Below are 19,632 nucleotides of genomic sequence, written 5' to 3' on the forward strand. Positions count from 1 at the left end.
GTTTAGCAGGGCCGATTGAAACTAGCTTGAGAAAGTTTTAGTCATCGCCGGTGGGATGTTTTGTATTAATACGCTGCACAAGAAAATCGATAAACGTGCGGGTTTTTGCTGGGATAAAGTCGGCTTTAGGGTAGAGCGCGTAAATTTCGCTGGGGGGCAGGGTCCAGTCGCTTAGCACCGGCGTGAGCTGCCCCTTGGCCACCGCCCCCAGGCATAGGAAGTCGGCCAAAATAGCGATGCCCAGGCCGGCGATGGCTGCATCGAGCAATACCGAAGCGTCGTCACAGATCAGGTAGGGTGAAACCGCAACACGGGATTTGTTCTTGCCTTTATAAAGCGACCAAACTCGCCCAGCGCTGAGGTGTGAAAAATGCAGACATTGATGCTGCTGCAAATCTTGGGGTGAGTTGGGTTGCCCCAATTGGGCGAGGTATTTCGGGGCTGCCACCAGTCGCCGCCGATTGTTGTCCAGTTTGCGGCCGACTAAGGTTGAATCTTCTAAATCGCCAATGCGCACTGCTACATCGATATTCTGTTCGACCAAATCTACGTAGCGATCGCTGCACCGTAACTCCACATTTACCTTGGGCTGAGCCCGCATAAATTCCGGTAGTAGCGGTGACAGCACCGTGCGCGCATAGCTGCTGGGTGCAGCCACAACAAGAGTGCCCGTTGCGGCGCCCTCGGATTCTTGCAGTTGATCGTCGCCATCTTGCAACAGTGCCAATACCTGCACGCAATGTTGATGGTAGCGCCGGCCCTGTTCGGTGAGATTTACCTGGCGGGTGGTGCGCCGTAACAGTTGGATACCGAGTTCTTGCTCGAGCTTTTTTACTCGTCGGCTAAGGGTGGATGAAGTGAGATGCAGCCGCTTGGCGGCTTCGGCAAAGTTGAGCGTGTCGGCAACGGCGACAAAGGCGGCCAACAGCACAAATCGGTCACCACTAATCAAACTTCTATTGTTGCGCATGGTGCAATAGTATCTCTTAAATTGCGTTGTTGTAAGTTGTATATCGTAATAATAATCTTGGTTGAGCTATTAAACCAAATTAGGGATTGTCGATGTTCAACCGCAAAGTCTTACTGTACCTGCTACTACTGTCAGCGGTCGTGTCAGCGGAGCCAGACGTCAAACCAGTGGCGAAGCCGCTGCTCACTTTGCCGGCAGAGTTTGGCTACCCCAACGGGCTGGCCTATTTGCCCAACGGTGATTTGATAGTGGGGTCGGTTACCAAGCCTAGCTTGCTGCGTGTGAATGCTCAGGGCGAAATTATTTCAACGATAGATATTGGCCCATCATTGTGGGCCGGTACTGCGCTACGCTTCGATACCAGCACTAACCTATTGTGGGTGGCATCGCCGGATTTTTTGGGTAAGCAAGGGTTGAAGCGCCGCCATCGGATCGGGGTGGTAGACATCGCTCGGGGCAAGGTAATAACCGCCATCGATATGCCCGACAAGGGCTTTGGCAATGACATCGCCTTGGACGGCCAGGGGGGTGCCTACGTAACCGACTCATCATCGGGTAGGATTTATCACCTCTCAGATCACACGGCGGCAATGGTCGAAGTGGCGGATTTAGGCCCAGTGCCCAGAGGCGCTATTGGCCCGGCCGGCATTGCCCTGTCGCCCAGCCAGGCTCCGGCCGCATCCCTGTTGGTGGGCCATTACAGTACCGGCCAATTGCAGAAGGTTGATTTAGCCGAGGCCAACCGAGTTGAGTCCTTGCTATTGTCCAGGCCGTTGGATAATCCGGACGGCATGGTTTGGGCCAAAGCCGATCAGCTGTATTTGGCAGAAGGCGCTGTAGAATCGGGTGAGGGCAAGCTGTCTCGGTTGGATCTAAACACCCATCCGGTGCAGGTTGAAACGCTGGTATCCGATGTAAATATGCCGGTTAATCTCTCTATTTGGCAGGGTCAGCTGGCCTTTTCGGAAGCTGGAATCCGCCACGCCATGCTGCCCAATAGCAACCTAGCCAAGCCCAAAACATTTCAAATATTCCGCCTGGCCATTGAGCCCAATCCATCCCCGGTATCGACGCTGGCGATACTACCGCCGCATTGGTATCCAGAAAGCCTGGCTGAGGACCACCAGGGGCGGGTTTATATCAGCAGCGCCACGGAATCGGCTATCGCCCTGTTTGATCCGGCCACCGGGCAGGTAAGTGAGTTTGTGGCCGACCCTGGCTTGGGGCTGAATTCAGTGCAGGGGTTGTACGTGGATAACCAAGCCGGCCTGCTGTATGCCTGCACCGCAGAGCTGGGGCTGCATAAGCTGCCTGGTTTTAATTCGTCGTTGCTGGCGTTCAATCTAAACGATAGCAGTTTAGCCGGGCGCTGGCCGATACCCGGCGGTGGTTTGTGCAACGACATTGATGCCATTGATGATTCATCGTTGCTAGTCACGGACACCACTGGCCACCGTATTCTGCAGTTCGATTCCGCTACTCAAAACTACACAGTGTGGTCCGCAGACGAATTGTTCCATCAGGGTGACTTGGGATTGAACGGAATCGCCTATTCCGACCAAGATCAAGCCGTGTACGTTACCTTGTTTCAGGCCGGTAAACTGATCAAGGTGGCTGTTGATGAGAAGGGCGAGGCGGGCGCAGTCAGCGAGATACAGCTGCCATCGCCATTGAACGGGCCAGATGCGGTGCGGGTATTGGGCCCTAATCAAGTGTTGGTATTTGAAAATGGTGTACCCCACGGCGATGGGGGAGGGCTAACCGGTATCGCTATTGATGGCGCAGTGGGCCGTCCTGTGAGGATGTTGTCGAGTGACGCTAACCCGCCCAGTGGACTGGTGGCTAATGGTGCAGTGTTATACGTGGAATCCTACTTCGGTGATCTTTTCGGTGCTTCTAAAGCCAATGAAAACCGTGTTTTTAGTCTGAAGCGAATGGCGCTACCCGTGGGTTTTTAGCAGTAAACAAAAAAACCGGGCGAACCCAAGCCGTTTACCTTAAGTGGTGCTGGCTTGGGTGACAAGGCCGACGAAAGCGCTATACTACTGGATATCCAGACAGTATGGCGCTTTTTTTATGGGTTCGATATCTGGCCAGCAGCAACATCCCCGCATCCCTCTTCCAGTGGCTGGCATTCAGGTCAATGGGTGCCGCAATCCGACATGTGAAAGCTTTTTGGCACTGACTCCTGTCAAAAATTCTGATGGAGCAGTTGAAGTTAGCCTCGGCGCTTACGAGAAAGGGAGTGGTCTCTTTCAAGTGTCCGGAACCGGTAAAGGAACCTCATCGATTTTCTGTTTAAAGTGCCGTGAGAAAAAGCGCGATGGACTTGAGGTTGGCGCAATTTCTACCTCACTGAAAAGCAATCAGGCTGTGGTTGAAGAGTTAAACCGAATTTCACGTCATTTAGATCCAAAGATGCCTTCTTGTCCAAATGCCGACTGTGATAGCAATATAGGTAACGTCGCCGGATCAGTCAAAAGAAATGGCCGAACGGCATCCGGCAATCAGCGCCTGAAATGTGGGGTTTGCGGCAAAGGTTTTACATCGCGCCCAAAAACCCGGAAGCATTCCAAGCCTCACATTGACATCCAGATACTTAAGCTTCTCGTTAGCAAGGTTCCTATTCGCAGAATCGCGTTCCTCTGTGACATATCCACGAAAACTGTTTACGACAAGATTCGGTTCCTCTATCGGCAGTGTCAGGAATTTTCAGCCGGTAGAGAAAGGGATCTTGAGAACAGAGCGTTCAGGAGAATGTATTTTTGCACGGATCGTCAAGTTGTGGTGAGCAACTGGACCAAGCGAGAGGACAAACGAAATTGCGATATCTACGGGATTGCTACAGCGTGCAAGGATACCGGTTACGTATTTGCCTTTAACTTTAATTTCGACGGCAGTGTCGATGCAGAAGAAATTGAGAAGGACGCTGAGGCGATTGGCGAATATGAAACCCCTCGACACCACCGAAAGTACGCCCGTGTATGGCTACGGCAAGAGTTCAATGAGTATTTGAAAGGGCTCCCTTCGAAACAGGACCTCCCAGTTGGAGGAAGCTTGAAGGATGAGGTCCAAATAAGGACTCTTGCCGACCAGAAATTGAATCTAAGTGACTCATCGGAACACTTTGACCGCACCAATATTCTTCCGCCCAAAGGTGTGCTGATTCACAATGAGTACACGATGATGGCACATTTCTTTCTGTTAAAGCGGCTTTTCCAGAGTACCGAAAAGACCCGGTTTTTTATGGATCTTGATAGTGGCATGAAGGCAGCCTATCTATCTGCTTTTCGTGAGATGGTTGCCGAAGGTAATTCGGACGGTTTTCTGATCCGAGCCGCGAAGAACAAAACTGTTGATGAAAAAGAAAAGATCGTCGCCAGATTCCGGAAAATGGTTTCGGTTATGTCCGGGGTGCCACTTCGTAGCCTGACCTATCAGGATATCGTTGATGTTTCGAACAACATCATACTGGAGCGTCTTCAAAAACCGATTCGGATTCCAAAGTCTCCTGAGAAATGGATTGAGCATCCAGGTGCCTCGATGGCAGAGCCAGAAAAAATGGTGGCAGCAATCACTGATGTTGAAAGGCTTGATCGTGAGCACCAGGCAAATTTATATAGGATTGCGACGCTGGCACCGGTTGATCGCTTTTTCATGAAGATTCGTCGATTCTCGACATATTTTGAGAGACCTTTCACTTCGGGAACCAGCAAAGGCAGAACCTGGTATGGCTACTCAGCCTACGATCCCACCATGTATACCATGATTGGTGAGATTTTCCGGGTCTACTACAACTACTGTAGCGAAAAGAAGACAGGTCAAACTCCAGCGATGAGGCTTGGGCTCGCGAGAGGTCCAGTCGAAGTGAAAAAAATCGTTTATCTCAATAACCGGCGTTAGACAGGGATTTATTCTCAAGATATGTTCAGAAATTTTGACAAAAAAAGAGCCAGTGATTATCGGTCACTGGCTCTTTTTATTTTGGCCGCCCCGGAAGCGAGCACCACTTAAGGTAAACGGCTTGGCTTGATCTCCCGTTTTTCAGCCCAGGCTGACAGCTTGCCGCTTATGTACTCAGGTCCGTTGTCACAGCGGATAGAACGCGGTTTACCCCGCCACTCAATGATCTGCTCCAGTGATCGGATAACCCGCTCTGCCGGAAGCGAGAAGTCCACTTCGATGCCAAGCCCCTCGCGGTTAAAGTCATCGATCACATTCAGCAGCCGGTAACTGCGTCCGTCGTTGAGCTGGTCGTGCATGAAGTCCATCGACCAACTGTCGTTGATCATTTCCGGCACAGCCAATGGTTCCGGCTTTTCACGAACCAGACGCTTCTTGGGCTTGATGCGCAGATTCAGTGTAAGCAATGGGATGGACTCCTCCTCACCTCACCGGCATCTACGTGGCAAAATGGTGAGTGATTAGCCAACCATCATGAAGATGAGGAGAAGCCCAAGTGAACATTATCCGTGTCGGTGTTGATATTGCCAAATCAGTTTTCCACGTGCACGGCGTAGACCGTCACGGCCAAACTCGATGGCAAGGCAAGTATTCTCGCAGCAAGTGGCTTGATGCCCTCAGCCGAAAAGTACCGGCCGGCGCCGAGATTGGTATGGAAGCCTGCGCGTCATCACACCACTGGGCTCGGGAACTCCAGAAGCGGGGGTATCATGTTCGGTTGATTGCCGCCCAATTTGTCAAACCTTACGTCAAGAGCAACAAGAACGACCGAGTAGACGCGGAGGCAATCTGCGAAGCCATGAGTCGCCCGAACATGCGATTTGTCGCTCCAAAGACGGTCGCTCAGCAGGATATTCAGGCTGCACATCGGATCCGGGAAGAGCTTGTGGGGCAGCGCACGGCCAAGGCCAACCAGATCCGGGGTTTAGTGGGCGAGTACGGTATTGTAGCGCCAGTGGGCATCCAGCAGCTGCGCCGGGCCTTACCAGGCTGGCTTGAAGATGCTGAGAGCGAGCTTACCGATAGTTTCCGCATTCTGCTCAATGGGTTGGCCGAGGACCTCCGGCATCTTGATGATCGCATCACAGCCCTTGATGACCGGATCACTGAGAGTGTCAGGCAGGATCCTGTAGCAAAGCGCTTAATGACATTACGCGGCGTGGGGCCGCTCACAGCCAGTGCCTTGGCAGGTGCCCTGGGCGACGGGAAGGCCTTCCGCAAAGGACGAGACTTTGCCGCTTCTCTTGGATTGACACCTCGACAGCACAGCACCGGGGGACGGGATCGTCTGTTAGGGATCAGCAAGCGCGGCGACAGTTACCTGCGCAAGCTGCTCGTTCACGGAGCACGGGCCGTGTTGCGTCATGTTGAGAGCAAAGACGACGGACTGAGTCATTGGCTCAAAGCCCTTGCCGCCCGGAAGCATGTCAATGTGGCAACGGTGGCATTGGCCAACAAAACAGCCCGTATTGCCTGGGCGCTGGTACACAACGAGGAAGCCTATAACGAAGGGCTCTCAGCGGCAGGAGTTTGAGTGGGTAGCTGCAAGGCTGAGTGTGCCAGGGTAACAACCGGCAACTTTTCAGGAGACGTCCAACACCACGATTGCATGGCATTTTGATTGATGGCGAACAGGTCGAACCGGCGCTGGGAAACCCCTAATGAACGTGGAGCCTTGAGCTCGTGTAAGCGATTGGGAACCAGTGCGCGGATAGCCCATCAGGGTCCGATGCCTACAGGGACGGCATCATTAAAGAGACCGAATACACGTAGGCAGTCGTACCTTAGTCGCGATCAGACAAAGTGCTTGCAATAGAGGAGGAGTCCATACACGTTCATTCCACGACGTAGTTGACCTACTTCACGTCACGCAGTGGCCTCATAACTCCGGCGAGACCTTGTACTGTTTGGTGCCGTCCTCGGCTAACACGATCACACTCTTGCGGTTGATCTTGGTGACGATGCCCAGCACGGGTCCGTCCCGGCCCTCGAAGGTCACTTTCAGGCCCACCCGCAACTGGCTCAGCGCCTGCAGATTTTCCTGATCCCACAGTTCGTCGATGCGCCGGCAGATGTATTGGTTCAGTTCCAGCAACTGGTCGATGCTCATGTCTTCAATGCGCATGAACGGCCTCCGGCTGTTTGCTCTGTCGGCCAGGATGGCGCGGATCGATCAGCGCCCGTAGCGGATTTTCGGCAAACCGAGTTTTCCAGAGTCGCGGTGTCAGATCCACCACTTCACTGGCCGGATGCTGGCTGATGCGTTGCAGCACGTCCACCAGGTAAGTGTAGGGGTTAATATCGTGCAGCTTGCAGGTGCTGATCAGGCTCTGGATGATGCCCAGGTGTTCCGCGCCCAGTTCGGTCCAACTGGCTGTTTGCGGGATCACTGCGCAGTGGTCAACGGGCAGCTGCGGTCATGACACTGATCCAGTCAGCCAAGCTGAACGGCCATGATCCCTATGCTTACCTGAAAGATGTGCTGACCCGCCTTCCGACGCAGAAGAACAACGCCATCGACGAGCTATTGCCCCACAACTGGAAGCCGGCTATACCTGACAAGGTGTGATGGGCGGCCGCTTAGTACGCCAGGAAAAGCTGGCAAAAGATAGTGGGTGAAAGTCCCGCACGGGGTAAGGCCTAGCCAGCTGCCCCGGCCCCGAGTCATGCGCACCCGATCGCGAGGTCGCGTGTGAAGTGTTGACAGGGGAAACCATGGGCTCGGTATTGAGCTGCGAAACCCAATTCTGGAGAGCGGATGTTGTTAAGCGAAACAGAAGGCAACAATCATCTCAGCGCGATGGCAAGCTGTGGTGGCACTCCACGCAGTCGTAGACCCGGTGCACGTGGTGACGTCTTTTGTGCGGAACCTGGGAGGTCTCACCCACCCCGGCATAGCCGAGGCGACTTACCGAAGGGTAACACCGCAGGATGAGTATGAACGTGGGTGAGAAGTCGGATCCGGTCGTAGTACCTGAGAAGATCTCGAACAACGGTGCGAAGGTACCTGCGGAGAGATTGGAGGAAAGGACCGGACCCAAGGGAAACGGTCAGCGAGCCGCCGCAGTCTGGACTCAGAGCCAGGTCGCTGCGTCGCCCGGTTTGCTGACCGTGCGCCAGGCGGCGCAACGGAACAAAGAAACTCGCTTCTCTGCGTTGCTACATCATGTTGATATTCCGCTGTTACACCAAAGCTACTTTGCGCTCAAGCGCAGATCGGCCGCTGGTATAGACGGAGTGACATGGGAAGCGTATGGGAGCGAGCTAGATGCGAGGTTAGAGAATCTCAACCGCCGTATCCACAAGGGGAGCTACCGAGCCAGACCCGCAAGGCGGGTTTACATTCCGAAGGCGGATGGTTCGACAAGGCCCCTTGGCATCCAGTGCCTGGAAGACAAAATTGTTCAACAGGCAGTGGTGTTCGTCCTGAATGCGATCTACGAGCCGGACTTTATGGGGTTCTCCTATGGTTTTCGGCCGGGTCGAGGACAACACGACGCACTGGATGCGGTACAGGCGGGACTTTATAGGAAGAAGATCAACTGGGTCCTGGACGCAGACATCCGTAAATTCTTCGACAGCATGTCGCACGAATGGATGATGCGATTCCTGGAGCACCGTATCGCGGACAAGCGCTTATTGCGCTTGATTCGGAAGTGGCTCACTGCCGGAGTGCAGGAAGATGGGCAGGTAATCAGAAGTGTGAAGGGCACTCCGCAGGGAGCTGTCATATCACCGGTACTCGCCAACATCTACCTGCACTATGTCTTCGACCTATGGGTCGATACCTGGCGAAAGAGGAGAGCGTATGGCGATGTGGTGGTCATACGCTACGCTGACGACACAGTGCTGGGATTCCAGTACGAGCGTGATGCGTACACCTTCAGGCAAGCCCTTGCTGGCAGGCTAGCTAAATTCGGTCTGGACTTACATCCCGATAAAACCCGGCTGATCCAGTTTGGCCGTTTTGCGTCGGCGAAGCGTCGGCAAAGGGGGTTGGGGAAGCCGGAAACTTTCGAGTTTCTGGGCTTTACTCACTATTGCACCCGATCTCGCCAAAATGGCTGGTTCAAGATTGCCCGCGTAACGTCGCGCAAGCGACTGCGGGCGCAGTTGCGGGCGGTAAAAGACGCCCTGCGACGGCGAATAAATCGGCCCATTGGCGAAACCGGGCGCTGGCTCCGCCGCGTAATCCAGGGGCACATGAACTACTTCGCCGTCCCTGGAAACGGGGAGAGGGTGTCGGGGTTCGTGTTCCGGGTATCTCGGCTATGGCTCAAGATGCTCCGGCGTCGAAGCCAACGCCACCGAATGCCCTGGTCACGCTTCGCTGCGATCCGTAACTTCTTCTTTCCGAAAGTCCGTATCTTGCATCCACAACCGTTGCATCGTTTTGACGCCAGAACCCGAGGGAGGAGCCCAGTGCGTTAGCAGCGCACGCTGGGATCTGTGCGGGGGGTGCTGAGTGATCAGCATTCCTACCGCGACCGTTTGTCAGCCATGCAGTTCTGCAAGCAAGACCATATCGGCTACGCCAGTTTCTGCAACTGGCGCAAGCGCCTGTCCGATCCGTCGACTGATGAGTCGTCAGGTTCCGCTGAAGCCGGTTTTCTGGATGTCTCATAGTTGGTGGGCAGGTCTCCATCATCCGGTCCGGGCTGGAACATTGTGCTTAGCCTCGGCAACGGCGCCAAACTGCGGCTGAGCCAGCACGGATGATCGGGCTCGATAGCCAGGCGCGCATCTGGCTGTGTGCCGAGCCCACCAACATGCGCAAATCGTTTCGGGGCCTGAGTGCCCTGGTCCGGGCGGCGACAACTTCGCCAGCACTGCTGCTTTACGCTCATCGGAATAACGAGGCACTATCAACACCTGAACCGCCAAACTGGTTAAAAATTAAGTAGTGCCAACTATCCTGCCAGAGGGGGCATGGCTGAATGAGGTGGGGGGCTGGTTTGGTCAGCTGGAACGTCGTGCTTTATACCGTGCATTTTCACAAGTGTGGGCGAACTCAAAACGGCGATTCGTCGCTTTATCAAGACTCATAGTGAGAAGTTGGCAAAGCCGTTTCGCTGGCACAAGAGTGCAGAATCGATTATGACTTCCGTGGCGCGAGCAAAACTGAGTGTTATTGATAATAAATAAACGGATTACCCAGACAGATCACTAGTACGTTAATGACGCTGCCGTACGATTTAATTGAACAGAAGATGCAATACAAAATCCAGCCTTTGCAATCCTAGGATAAAGAGTGCACTCACTGGATAGTGATTCCCGGGACGGCCCTTCAATATGAAATCATAAAAAGGAGGGTGGTCCATGCACAATAATCTGATAGCAAAAGTAGGCGGTCTAATCGAAACCGATGAAGAAAAAGGCCTGTATCGTGGTCGTCGCGACATGTTCACTGATCCCGAGTTGTTCGAGCTGGAGATGAAGTACATCTTCGAAGGCAACTGGGTATATTTGGCGCATGAAAGCCAGGTTGCAAACCCAAACGACTATTTTACTGGTTATATCGGACGTCAGCCCATCGTCATTACCCGCAATAAAGATGGTGAGCTGAACTGCTTTATCAATGCCTGCACCCACCGTGGCGCTGTTCTTTGTCGCAAAAAAAAGGATAACAAGGCGGTTTTAACCTGCCCTTTCCACGGCTGGAGCTTCAATAACTCCGGAAAGTTGGTCAAGGTCAAGGATCCCGACAATGCCGGCTATCCGGATTCCTTTAACTGCGAAGGCTCTCATGACCTAAAAAAGGTGCGTCTGGAAAGCTACAAAGGCTTCCTTTTTGGCTCGCTGAATGATTATGTCAAACCGCTGACTGAACATTTGGGCGAAGCCGCCAAAATTATCGACATGATTGTAGATCAGTCGCCGGAAGGTCTGGAGGTGTTGCGTGGCTCATCGACTTACGTCTATGACGGCAACTGGAAAATGCAGGCCGAGAATGGTGCTGATGGGTACCACGCATCTGCTACTCATTGGAACTACGTTGCCACGGTGGCTCGTCGTAAGGCCGGCATGTCCACTGATGATGTTAAGGCGATGGACCTATCCACCTTTAATAAGCAAACCGGTGGATTCTATGCCTTCGAACATGGCCACATTCTGCTGTGGATGGACTGGCCTAATCCGGAGGATCGCCCATTGTACTATCGCCGAAACGAACTTATCGAAAAGTTTGGCGCTGATCGTGCCGACTGGATGATAGGCAAGTTGCGTAACCTTTGCCTGTACCCGAACGTATTCCTCATGGATCAGATGAGCTCCCAGATTCGTCACTTCCGTCCAATCTCCGTGGACAAGACCGAGGTCACCATATACTGCATCGCGCCCAAGGGGGAAAGTGCTGAAGCGCGTACCCACCGCATCCGTCAGTATGAAGACTTTTTTAACGCTTCCGGCATGGCGACTCCGGACGACCTAGAAGAGTTTCGTGCATGCCAGGAAGGTTTTAAGGCCATGAAGCAACCTTGGAATGACCTAAGTCGTGGTGCTGAACACTGGATCGATGGGCCGGACGAAGGGGCGAAGAGTATCGATTTGCACCCTATGATGAGTGGTAAGAAGTCTGAAGATGAGGGTCTGTTCATTGCTCAGCACCATTACTGGCAACAAATGATTGCCGAAGCGGCGCGCAAGGAAAAGGGAGAGCAACCATGACAATCAGTTACGACGAGATCCGTGATTTTCTGCATTCTGAGCAGCGTGCGCTGGATGACAAGGATTATAATCATTGGCTTGAGCACTACGATAAGAACTCTGAATTCTGGGTACCATGTTGGGATGTGGACGGCGGGCTGACGGAAGATCCGCAGTCAGAGATGTCGTTGCTCTATTATGATAAGCGGGATGGAATTGAGGATCGTGTTTTCCGCATCCAGACAGAGCGTTCCAGCGCCAGTTCGCTGCCGGAGCCACGTACTCAGCACATGTTGAGCAACCTGGAGGTGCTCGCTGCATCGTCCAATGATGCAGAAGTGCGCTACAGCTGGATGACCCACAGCGTACGTTATAACAACGTAGATACCTATTTCGGTACCGCGTTTGTTACGCTGATTCGTGGTGAAGACGGCAAGCTGAAGATTAAGCGCAAGAAGGCTGTGCTGAAGAACGACTACATCCACCACGTTGTGGATATCTATCACCTTTGAATTCGTTCCGATATATTAGCCTCGTGGTTATTTCTGTCAGTCAGCATACAGCAACCACGGGGCTTTCAGCCGATATTTCCAGATCTGAATTACCCGGTTTAATAACAAGCGCCTCTCGGTGTGTCGTCGGCACCCTTGAAGGGGCCTGAGGTAGCAAACAGTGTATAAAGTAGCGCTCAATTTTGAAGATGATGTAACTCGATTTATTACCACGCTACCGATGGAAACGGTGGCCGATGCCGCTTATCGTTCCGGAATCAATGTTCCGCTCGACTGCCGTGACGGTGCCTGTGGAACCTGTAAGTGTCACTGCGAATCGGGCAGCTATGAGATGGATGGCTATATCGAGGATGCGCTGTCCGATCGGGAAGCCGAACAGGGGTATGTTCTGACCTGCCGCATGATTCCGGAGTCGGATTGTGTCGTTACCGTGCCGGCCTCGTCAGAAGTCTGTGTGCGCAGCCAGAAGGCCGACGTGCATGCCAGGCTGACTGAGATTAACCGTCTGTCTGACTCCACCCTGTCCTTTACCGTTTCCGGTGATCAGGTGCGGGCCATGCATTTTCTGCCGGGGCAGTATGTCAATGTACAGGTGCCGGGGACTGACCACTGGCGTGCCTACTCCTTCAGCTCCATGGTCAATCAGGCCGATGAGTCGGTGTCTTTTCTGATCCGGGTGGTGCCCGAAGGCTTGATGAGCACCTACATGACGGAAAAGGCCAGCGTGGGTGACAGCATAACTCTGCGCGGTCCCTTTGGCAGCTTTTACCTGCGTGAAGTGAAGCGCCCGGTACTGATGCTGGCTGGGGGAACGGGGCTGGCACCCTTCCTGGCGATGTTGGAAAGCATTCAGCAGGACGGAAGCGCCTATCCGATCCACCTAATCTTCGGCGTTACGCACGACGTTGATCTAGTCGAGCTGGACAAGCTTAAAGCTTTCGCCGGGGCCATCGACAACTTCACATTTGGTGTCTGCGTGGCCTCAGACGAGAGCAGTTGGCCGCAGAAGGGTTACGTCACAGATCATATTGAACCTGGCCATTTGAATGATGGCGATGTCGATATCTATCTGTGTGGTCCGCCGCCGATGGTCGAAGCTGTTAGCAGCTTTGTGCAGGAAAGGGGTAGTCAACCGGCCAGCCTCTACTATGAGAAGTTTACGACCAGCAAGTAAGGAAAGCTAAATGAGAGGTGAACGTTTTGAAAACCGCGTCGCTATTGTGACTGGAGCTGCCCAGGGTATCGGTCGTGCCGTTGCCCTGCAGATGGCCGCCGAAAAAGCTAGCCTGCTGCTGGTGGATCGCTCCGAGATCGTCAAAGAGGTGGCAGAGGAGGCTCTGGCCGCCGGTGCGGCAAACGTCCAGACCAGCATCGTCGATCTGGAGCAGTACGCAGGTGCCTGCAAGGCAGTAGATTCGGCGATAAGTCATTTTGGCCGTATCGACATTCTAGTCAATAACGTCGGCGGTACGATCTGGGTTCAGCCCTATGAAGTCTACGAGGAAGTGCAGATCGAAGCCGAGATTCGTCGCTCCTTGTTTCCGACCCTTTGGTGCTCCCATGCAGTTCTGGCGCAGATGCAAAAACAGCAAAGTGGAGTGATCGTAAATGTGTCATCCCTCGCAACTCGAGGCACTAACCGTGTGCCCTATGCTGCGGCCAAGGGGGGCGTAAATGCTTTGACCGTGTGCATGGCGTTTGAAAATGCCAAATACGGCATCCGTGTCAATGCAGTAGCACCGGGTGGCACTGATGTTGGCGAGCGGCGGATTCCGCGTAATAGTGAAACCATGAGCCAATTGGAGAAGGAGTGGTATCAGGCCATCGTTGATGAGGCTACCGAATTGAGCTTCATGAAGCGCTACAGCGTTCCGGAAGAGCAGGCCAATGCCATACTTTTTCTGGCTTCAGACGAGGCCTCGTATGTTACAGGTATGGTACTACCGGTGGGCGGCGGTTATCAGGGGTGACCCTTTTTTTCCAATCAGGAGTCACGCACGGATTTCGTCTGTGGTTGGGTAGTGCGCGTTCGCCTTAAGAAGGTAGTTTCGGGCAGTAGCCTGTTGGACTTAATATGGAAAAACTCTCGGCAGCGGCTGACGGCGCGGTAGACAGGCGGCGCTCGGCTCTGTTCAAGAAGATTTGACCAGGAGGTAGCATGGCCGTGTTTCAGGTAGTTAACCGCACGACGGGAGACCACTTTACCTGCCAGGAGGGCCAGAGTGTGCTCAAGGCCATGGAGCAGAGGGACCTGAAGTGTGTTCCCGTGGGCTGCCGGGGTGGTGGTTGCGGATTTTGTAAGATTCAGGTTCTGGAAGGGCATTTCGAGTGCGGCAAGATGAGCAAGCGGCACGCCCCGCCTGAAGCCGTTGAAAAAGGGGAAGTTCTGGCCTGCCGGATCTACCCACTGACTGATCTGATCATTGAGTGCGTGCCTCTGCCTGAGGCGGCACCTGCGAAGCAAACAACAAAAAACCGTTGAGGTAACTGTCATGAAAAAAGGTGTAATGCGTCCCGGCCACGTTCAGATCCGTGTTCTCGATATGGATGAAGCTGTCAAACACTACACGGACCTGCTGGGCATGATCGAAACCGACCGCGACGACCAGGGCCGTGTCTATCTGAAAGCCTGGACCGAAGTGGACAAATTTTCTGTGGTTCTGGTGGAAGTCGACGAGCCGGGCTGCGACTTCATGGGCTTCAAGGTGGTGGACGAAGCCGCCCTGAACCAGTTGGAAAAAGACCTTGTGGATTACGGTGTTGGGGTTGAGCAGATACCGGCGGAAGAGCTGAAAGACTGCGGTCGCCGCGTTCGCTTTACTGTGCCCTCCGGGCATGCCTTTGAGCTTTATGCTGACAAAAAGTACACCGGTAAGTGGGGCGTATCCAGCGTCAACCCGGAAGCCTGGCCCCGTGGCCTGCAAGGCATGAAAGCCGTGCGTTTTGACCACTGCCTGTTCTACGGTCCCGAGCTGGCCGCCGTTTACGACATCTTCGTCAACGTACTGGGCTTCCATCTGGCCGAACAGGTGCTGGACCCTGAAGGCACCCGCGTAGCGCAGTTTCTGACCGTCTCCATGAAGGAGCACGACGTGGCCTTCATCCACCACGAGGAGAAAGGCAAGTTCCACCACGCCTCTTTCTACCTGGATACCTGGGAAGCCGTGCTGCGGGCGGCGGATCTGATCTCCATGACCGATACCTCCATCGATATCGGCCCGACCCGCCACGGTCTGACCCACGGCCAGACCATCTACTTTTTCGACCCGTCCGGCAACCGCAACGAAGTGTTCTGTGGCGGCGATTATTTCTACCCGGATCACAAACCGGTCACCTGGAAGACGGAAGAGCTCGGCAAAGCGATCTTTTATCACGACCGGGCACTGAACGAACGTTTCATGACGGTTCTGACGTGATCTCGAACGGATGAAACAGGACTTAGCAGCAATGAAAGACATCAAGCACTACATCAACGGGCAGTACGTTGGCTCAGCCAGTGGCAAGCTGTTCGAGAACGTCAATCCCGCCAACGGTAAAGTGATCAGCAAGGTCCACGAAGCCGGAAGGGAAGAGGTTGACGCCGCAGTGCAGGCCGCAAAGGCCGCATTGCGGGGGCCTTGGGGCAAGATGACTCTGGAACAGCGTACCGCCATTCTCCATAAGGTGGCGGACGGTATTAATGCCCGTTTTGATGAGTTCCTGGAGGCGGAATGCCTCGATACCGGCAAGCCCAAATCTCTGGCAAGCCACATCGACATTCCCCGGGGCGCCGCCAACTTCAAAGTGTTCGCGGACATGATCAAGAATGTTCCGACCGAATCTTTTGAAATGCCCACGCCGGATGGCACCGGTGCACTGAATTATGCCGTTCGCCGCCCCAAAGGCGTGATTGGCGTGATCAGCCCCTGGAACCTGCCTCTGCTGCTGATGACCTGGAAGGTCGGACCAGCCCTGGCCTGCGGGAACACGGTGGTGGTCAAACCCTCTGAGGAAACTCCGACCACGACCGCCCTTCTTGGCGAAGTGATGAAAGAGGCCGGTGTTCCGGACGGTGTCTATAACGTGGTCCATGGTTTCGGCGGAGATTCTGCCGGTGCCTACCTCACCGAGCATCCACTGGTCGATGGCTTCACCTTTACCGGCGAGACCGGCACCGGGGAGGTCATTATGAAAGCCGCCGCCAAAGGTATCCGGGATATTTCCCTGGAGCTCGGTGGCAAGAATGCCGGCCTGGTGTTTGCGGACTGCGATATGGACAAGGCTATCGAAGGCACCATGCGTTCCGCGTTCGCCAACTGTGGCCAGGTTTGCCTGGGTACTGAGCGGGTTTATGTTGAGCGGTCGATTTTTGACGAGTTTGTCCGCCGCCTGAAAGAAGCGGCGGAGGGCCTGAAGATCGGCCCTCCAGACGATGCGGACGCCAATATGGGACCGCTGGTCAGCCTCAAGCATCGTGAAAAAGTCCTTTCCTACTACCAGAAAGCCGTGGATGACGGGGCAACTGTCGTGACCGGTGGCGGCGTTCCCGATATGCCGGCAGAACTGGCCGGTGGTGCCTGGGTGCAGCCGACTATCTGGACCGGACTGGCTGATGACTCGGCGGTGGTTACCGATGAGATCTTCGGTCCCTGCTGCCATATCCGTCCTTTCGATACCGAAGAGGAAGCGATCGAGTTGGCTAACAGCCTGCCCTATGGGCTGGCCTCTGCGATCTGGAGCGAAAACATCACCCGTGCGCATCGGGTTGCGGGTCAGATTGAAGCCGGGATTATCTGGGTGAACAGCTGGTTCCTGCGGGACCTTCGCACGCCCTTTGGTGGTAGCAAACAGTCGGGCATCGGACGTGAGGGTGGCGTTCACTCTCTTGAGTTCTACACCGAAATGAAAAATATCTGCGTGAAACTGTGAGCCGATTTATGACTACACCTGAAAATAGCCCGGAAATCGGGCGTGAGATAACCGCCGCCGGCTACCGCACCAACGTGCATGACCACGGTGCCGACAATGCTAAGAGTGATGTCCCGGTCATGATGATCCACGGGTCCGGGCCAGGTGTTACTGCCTGGGCCAACTGGCGCCTGGTGATTCCGGAGCTGGCGAAGAATCGCCGTGTGGTGGCCCCGGACATGCTCGGCTTCGGTTACACCGAACGCCCGGAGGACAACACCTACAACCGTGAACGCTGGGTGGCCCACGCCATCGGTGTTATGGACGCGCTGGACCTGGAGAAAGTGAATCTGGTGGGCAACTCCTTCGGTGGCGGCTTGGCTCTTGCCCTGGCCATCGAGCACCCGGAACGGGTGCGTCGTCTGGTGCTGATGGGCTCGGTTGGCGTCAGCTTTCCGATTACCGAAGGGCTGGATGAAGTCTGGGGCTACGAGCCGTCCCTTGAAAACATGCGCCGCCTGATGGACGTGTTTGCCTTCAACAAAGGCCTGCTCACCGATGAACTGGCCGAGATGCGCTACCAGGCCAGCATCCGGCCTGGTTTCCAGGAGTCTTTTGCGGCCATGTTCCCGGCTCCGCGCCAGCGCTGGGTCGACAACCTGGCCAGCAGGGAAGAAGACATTCGGGCACTGCCTCACGAGACCCTGATACTGCATGGTCGTGAAGATGAAGTTATCCCTCTGGAGGCATCACTCAAGCTGGCAGAACTGATCGACCGCGCCCAGCTTCACGTGTTCGGTCGTTGTGGCCACTGGACCCAGATTGAACATGCCGACCGTTTCGCCCGGCTGGTCAACGACTTTCTGAACGAAGCCGATCAAGCGGCGGAAGGAGCTGAATAATGGAACAGTCACGAATCCAGGCGCTTGGCGATGAGCTTTACCAGGCCATGCTGAGTCGGGAGGCGGTAGAGCCGCTGACCAGCCGCGGTGAGGACATCAGCATCGACGATGCCTACCACATTTCCTTGCGCATGCTCGAACGACGTCTGGCGGACGGGGCATCCATCATTGGCAAGAAGATCGGTGTTACCAGTAAGGCCGTGCAAAACATGCTCAACGTTCACCAGCCAGACTTCGGTTATTTGACCGACGACATGGTGTTCAACAGCGGCGAAGTCATGCCCATCAGCGATCGCCTGATTGCACCCAGAGCGGAGGGTGAAATCGCCTTCATTCTGAAGAAGGATCTGATCGGCCCGGGCATCACCAACGCCGATGTGCTGGCCGCCACGGAGTGCGTTATGCCCTGCTTCGAGATTGTCGATTCCCGCATCCGCGACTGGAAGATTGCCATTCAGGACACGGTGGCCGACAACGCCTCCTGCGGCCTGTTTGTACTGGGTGATCAGGCGGTGTCTCCCCGCAAGGTGGATCTGGTGACCTGCGGCATGGTGGTTGAGAAAAACGGCAGTGTACTCAGTGCTGGTGCCGGTGCAGCCGCGCTGGGGTCCCCGGTGAACTGCGTGACCTGGCTGGCCAATACCCTGGGCGAGTTTGGCATTTCCCTGAAGGCTGGCGAAGTGATTCTGTCCGGTTCTCTGGTACCGCTGGAACCGGTCAAGGCAGGCGATTACATGCGGGTGGACATCGGTGGTATCGGGAGCGCCTCGGTGCGCTTTGCCTGATCGAAAAGAGCAATGAGGAATAGGCAATGAGCAAAAAACTGAAAGCAGCCATCATTGGCTCGGGCAACATCGGTACCGACCTGATGATCAAGATCTTGCGCAATGGCAAGAACATTGAAATGGGGGCCATGGTCGGCATCGACCCGGAATCCGACGGTCTGGCCCGCGCCAACCGCATGGGCGTGGCCACGACCCACGAAGGTGTGGACGGACTGGTGAAAATGCCGGAATTCGCCGACATCGACATCGTGTTTGATGCCACCTCCGCCAAGGCCCATATGCACAACGAAGTGTTCCTGCGTGGCCACAAAGAGAATATCAAGATCATTGATATGACGCCGGCGGCCATCGGTCCCTACTGCGTGCCGGTCGTGAACCTGGAGCAACAGCTTCAGGAAGGCAACGTCAACATGGTCACCTGCGGCGGCCAGGCCACCATTCCCATGGTTGCGGCGGTTTCACGAGTGGCCAAGGTGCACTACGCCGAAATCGTGGCGTCCATCTCATCGAAGTCCGCCGGCCCCGGCACCCGAGCCAACATTGACGAATTCACCGAAACCACCTCCAAGGCCATCGAAGTGGTCGGCGGCGCCCAGAAGGGCAAGGCCATCATCATCCTGAACCCGGCCGAGCCTCCGCTGCTGATGCGGGATACCGTGTACGTACTTTCGGATGCGGCAGACAAGGCGGAAGTTGAGGCTTCCGTGGAAGAAATGGTGAAGGCCGTGAACAGCTATGTGCCGGGATATCGCTTGAAACAGAAAGTGCAATTTGACGACATTCCGGCCGATCAGCCCATGAACGTCCCGGGCCTTGGTCGCTTCAGCGGCCTGAAGACCTCCATTTTCCTGGAAGTGGAAGGTGCCGCCCATTACCTCCCGGCCTACGCCGGCAACCTGGACATCATGACCTCTGCAGCACTTGGCACCGCTGAGCGCATTGCCGAATCGCTGGTCAACTGAGGAGGA

At 54.9% G+C, this 19,632-nt stretch carries 17 protein-coding genes and 4 pseudogenes; 17 read left to right on the plus strand and 4 right to left on the minus strand.

Annotated elements, in window-relative coordinates; all coding sequences use genetic code 11:
• Nucleotides 1-37: 37 nt before the first annotated feature.
• Nucleotides 38-970: a LysR family transcriptional regulator gene (locus tag ACGHM3_RS01385; protein WP_345422084.1), complete on the minus strand. Its 933-nt coding sequence runs from the start codon at nucleotides 968-970 to the stop codon at nucleotides 38-40.
• Nucleotides 971-1,062: 92 nt separating this feature from the next.
• On the opposite strand from ACGHM3_RS01385, the gene ACGHM3_RS01390 reads away from it, so the two are divergent.
• Both ACGHM3_RS01390 and ACGHM3_RS01395 read left to right on the plus strand, forming a co-directional pair.
• Nucleotides 1,063-2,928 (plus strand): hypothetical protein, encoded by a 1,866-nt coding sequence (locus ACGHM3_RS01390; protein ID WP_345422081.1) that lies wholly within the window; start codon nucleotides 1,063-1,065, stop codon nucleotides 2,926-2,928.
• 118 nt (nucleotides 2,929-3,046) lie between these two features.
• Nucleotides 3,047-4,873, plus strand: a complete 1,827-nt coding sequence (locus ACGHM3_RS01395) for a hypothetical protein (RefSeq protein WP_342630632.1) — start codon at nucleotides 3,047-3,049, stop codon at nucleotides 4,871-4,873.
• Between the two features lie 125 nt (nucleotides 4,874-4,998).
• Here the strand turns inward: ACGHM3_RS01395 and ACGHM3_RS01400 are convergent.
• A pseudogene (locus ACGHM3_RS01400) lies at nucleotides 4,999-5,337 on the minus strand (DDE-type integrase/transposase/recombinase); the annotation flags it as partial.
• A 92-nt stretch (nucleotides 5,338-5,429) separates the two neighbouring features.
• Between ACGHM3_RS01400 and ACGHM3_RS01405 the strand changes: the two are divergent.
• A complete protein-coding gene (locus ACGHM3_RS01405) occupies nucleotides 5,430-6,467 on the plus strand; it encodes an IS110 family transposase (protein WP_200205258.1) in 1,038 nt (345 codons plus the stop codon).
• 345 nt (nucleotides 6,468-6,812) lie between these two features.
• On the opposite strand, the gene ACGHM3_RS01410 is transcribed toward ACGHM3_RS01405, so the two are convergent.
• Complete coding sequence (locus ACGHM3_RS01410) at nucleotides 6,813-7,058, minus strand: hypothetical protein (protein WP_246864569.1); 246 nt, start codon at nucleotides 7,056-7,058, stop codon at nucleotides 6,813-6,815.
• Nucleotides 7,048-7,302: pseudogene (locus ACGHM3_RS01415) on the minus strand (transposase domain-containing protein); the annotation flags it as partial. The pseudogene ACGHM3_RS01415 and the gene ACGHM3_RS01410, both read right to left, overlap by 11 nt.
• On the opposite strand from ACGHM3_RS01415, the pseudogene ACGHM3_RS01420 reads away from it, so the two are divergent.
• From ACGHM3_RS01420 to ACGHM3_RS01485, 14 genes and pseudogenes are all read left to right on the plus strand, one after another.
• Nucleotides 7,296-7,502: pseudogene (locus ACGHM3_RS01420) on the plus strand (transposase domain-containing protein); the annotation flags it as partial. The pseudogenes ACGHM3_RS01415 and ACGHM3_RS01420 overlap by 7 nt on opposite strands.
• Nucleotides 7,503-7,864: 362 nt before the next feature.
• On the plus strand, nucleotides 7,865-9,364 hold the full coding sequence (gene ltrA, locus ACGHM3_RS01425) for a group II intron reverse transcriptase/maturase (protein WP_367114518.1): 1,500 nt from the start codon (nucleotides 7,865-7,867) through the stop codon (nucleotides 9,362-9,364).
• Between the two features lie 69 nt (nucleotides 9,365-9,433).
• Entirely contained in the window at nucleotides 9,434-9,559 is a 126-nt protein-coding gene (gene tnpA, locus ACGHM3_RS01430) for an IS66 family insertion sequence element accessory protein TnpA (protein WP_390518210.1), read from the plus strand.
• 301 nt (nucleotides 9,560-9,860) lie between these two features.
• Nucleotides 9,861-10,078 (plus strand): annotated as a pseudogene (locus ACGHM3_RS01435) (IS630 family transposase); the annotation flags it as partial.
• Nucleotides 10,079-10,252: 174 nt separating this feature from the next.
• Nucleotides 10,253-11,599, plus strand: a complete 1,347-nt coding sequence (gene benA / locus ACGHM3_RS01440; protein ID WP_168450413.1) for a benzoate 1,2-dioxygenase large subunit — start codon at nucleotides 10,253-10,255, stop codon at nucleotides 11,597-11,599.
• Entirely contained in the window at nucleotides 11,596-12,090 is a 495-nt protein-coding gene (locus ACGHM3_RS01445; protein ID WP_168450414.1) for an aromatic-ring-hydroxylating dioxygenase subunit beta, read from the plus strand. The genes benA and ACGHM3_RS01445 overlap by 4 nt, the downstream gene beginning before the upstream one ends.
• Before the next feature lie 160 nt (nucleotides 12,091-12,250).
• The gene (gene benC, locus ACGHM3_RS01450; protein ID WP_345426429.1) at nucleotides 12,251-13,264 is read left to right on the plus strand and encodes a benzoate 1,2-dioxygenase electron transfer component BenC; all 1,014 of its coding nucleotides are present in this window, start codon (nucleotides 12,251-12,253) and stop codon (nucleotides 13,262-13,264) included.
• A gap of 10 nt (nucleotides 13,265-13,274) precedes the next feature.
• A complete protein-coding gene (locus tag ACGHM3_RS01455; protein WP_168450415.1) occupies nucleotides 13,275-14,060 on the plus strand; it encodes a 1,6-dihydroxycyclohexa-2,4-diene-1-carboxylate dehydrogenase in 786 nt (261 codons plus the stop codon).
• 188 nt (nucleotides 14,061-14,248) lie between these two features.
• Nucleotides 14,249-14,572 (plus strand): 2Fe-2S iron-sulfur cluster binding domain-containing protein, encoded by a 324-nt coding sequence (locus ACGHM3_RS01460; RefSeq protein ID WP_168450416.1) that lies wholly within the window; start codon nucleotides 14,249-14,251, stop codon nucleotides 14,570-14,572.
• A gap of 10 nt (nucleotides 14,573-14,582) precedes the next feature.
• Entirely contained in the window at nucleotides 14,583-15,506 is a 924-nt protein-coding gene (locus tag ACGHM3_RS01465; protein ID WP_345426425.1) for a catechol 2,3-dioxygenase, read from the plus strand.
• A gap of 31 nt (nucleotides 15,507-15,537) precedes the next feature.
• Complete coding sequence (locus tag ACGHM3_RS01470) at nucleotides 15,538-16,998, plus strand: 2-hydroxymuconic semialdehyde dehydrogenase (protein WP_345426423.1); 1,461 nt, start codon at nucleotides 15,538-15,540, stop codon at nucleotides 16,996-16,998.
• Nucleotides 16,999-17,006: 8 nt separating this feature from the next.
• On the plus strand, nucleotides 17,007-17,879 hold the full coding sequence (locus tag ACGHM3_RS01475; protein WP_345426421.1) for an alpha/beta hydrolase: 873 nt from the start codon (nucleotides 17,007-17,009) through the stop codon (nucleotides 17,877-17,879).
• A complete protein-coding gene (dmpE, locus tag ACGHM3_RS01480) occupies nucleotides 17,879-18,664 on the plus strand; it encodes a 2-oxopent-4-enoate hydratase (RefSeq protein ID WP_345426419.1) in 786 nt (261 codons plus the stop codon). The genes ACGHM3_RS01475 and dmpE overlap by 1 nt, the downstream gene beginning before the upstream one ends.
• A 26-nt stretch (nucleotides 18,665-18,690) precedes the next feature.
• Nucleotides 18,691-19,626 (plus strand): acetaldehyde dehydrogenase (acetylating), encoded by a 936-nt coding sequence (locus ACGHM3_RS01485; protein ID WP_291948261.1) that lies wholly within the window; start codon nucleotides 18,691-18,693, stop codon nucleotides 19,624-19,626.
• The last annotated feature ends 6 nt before the right edge of the window (nucleotides 19,627-19,632 follow it).

Source organism: Halioxenophilus aromaticivorans (assembly GCF_042850945.1).
GTDB lineage: Bacteria > Pseudomonadota > Gammaproteobacteria > Pseudomonadales > Cellvibrionaceae > Halioxenophilus > Halioxenophilus aromaticivorans.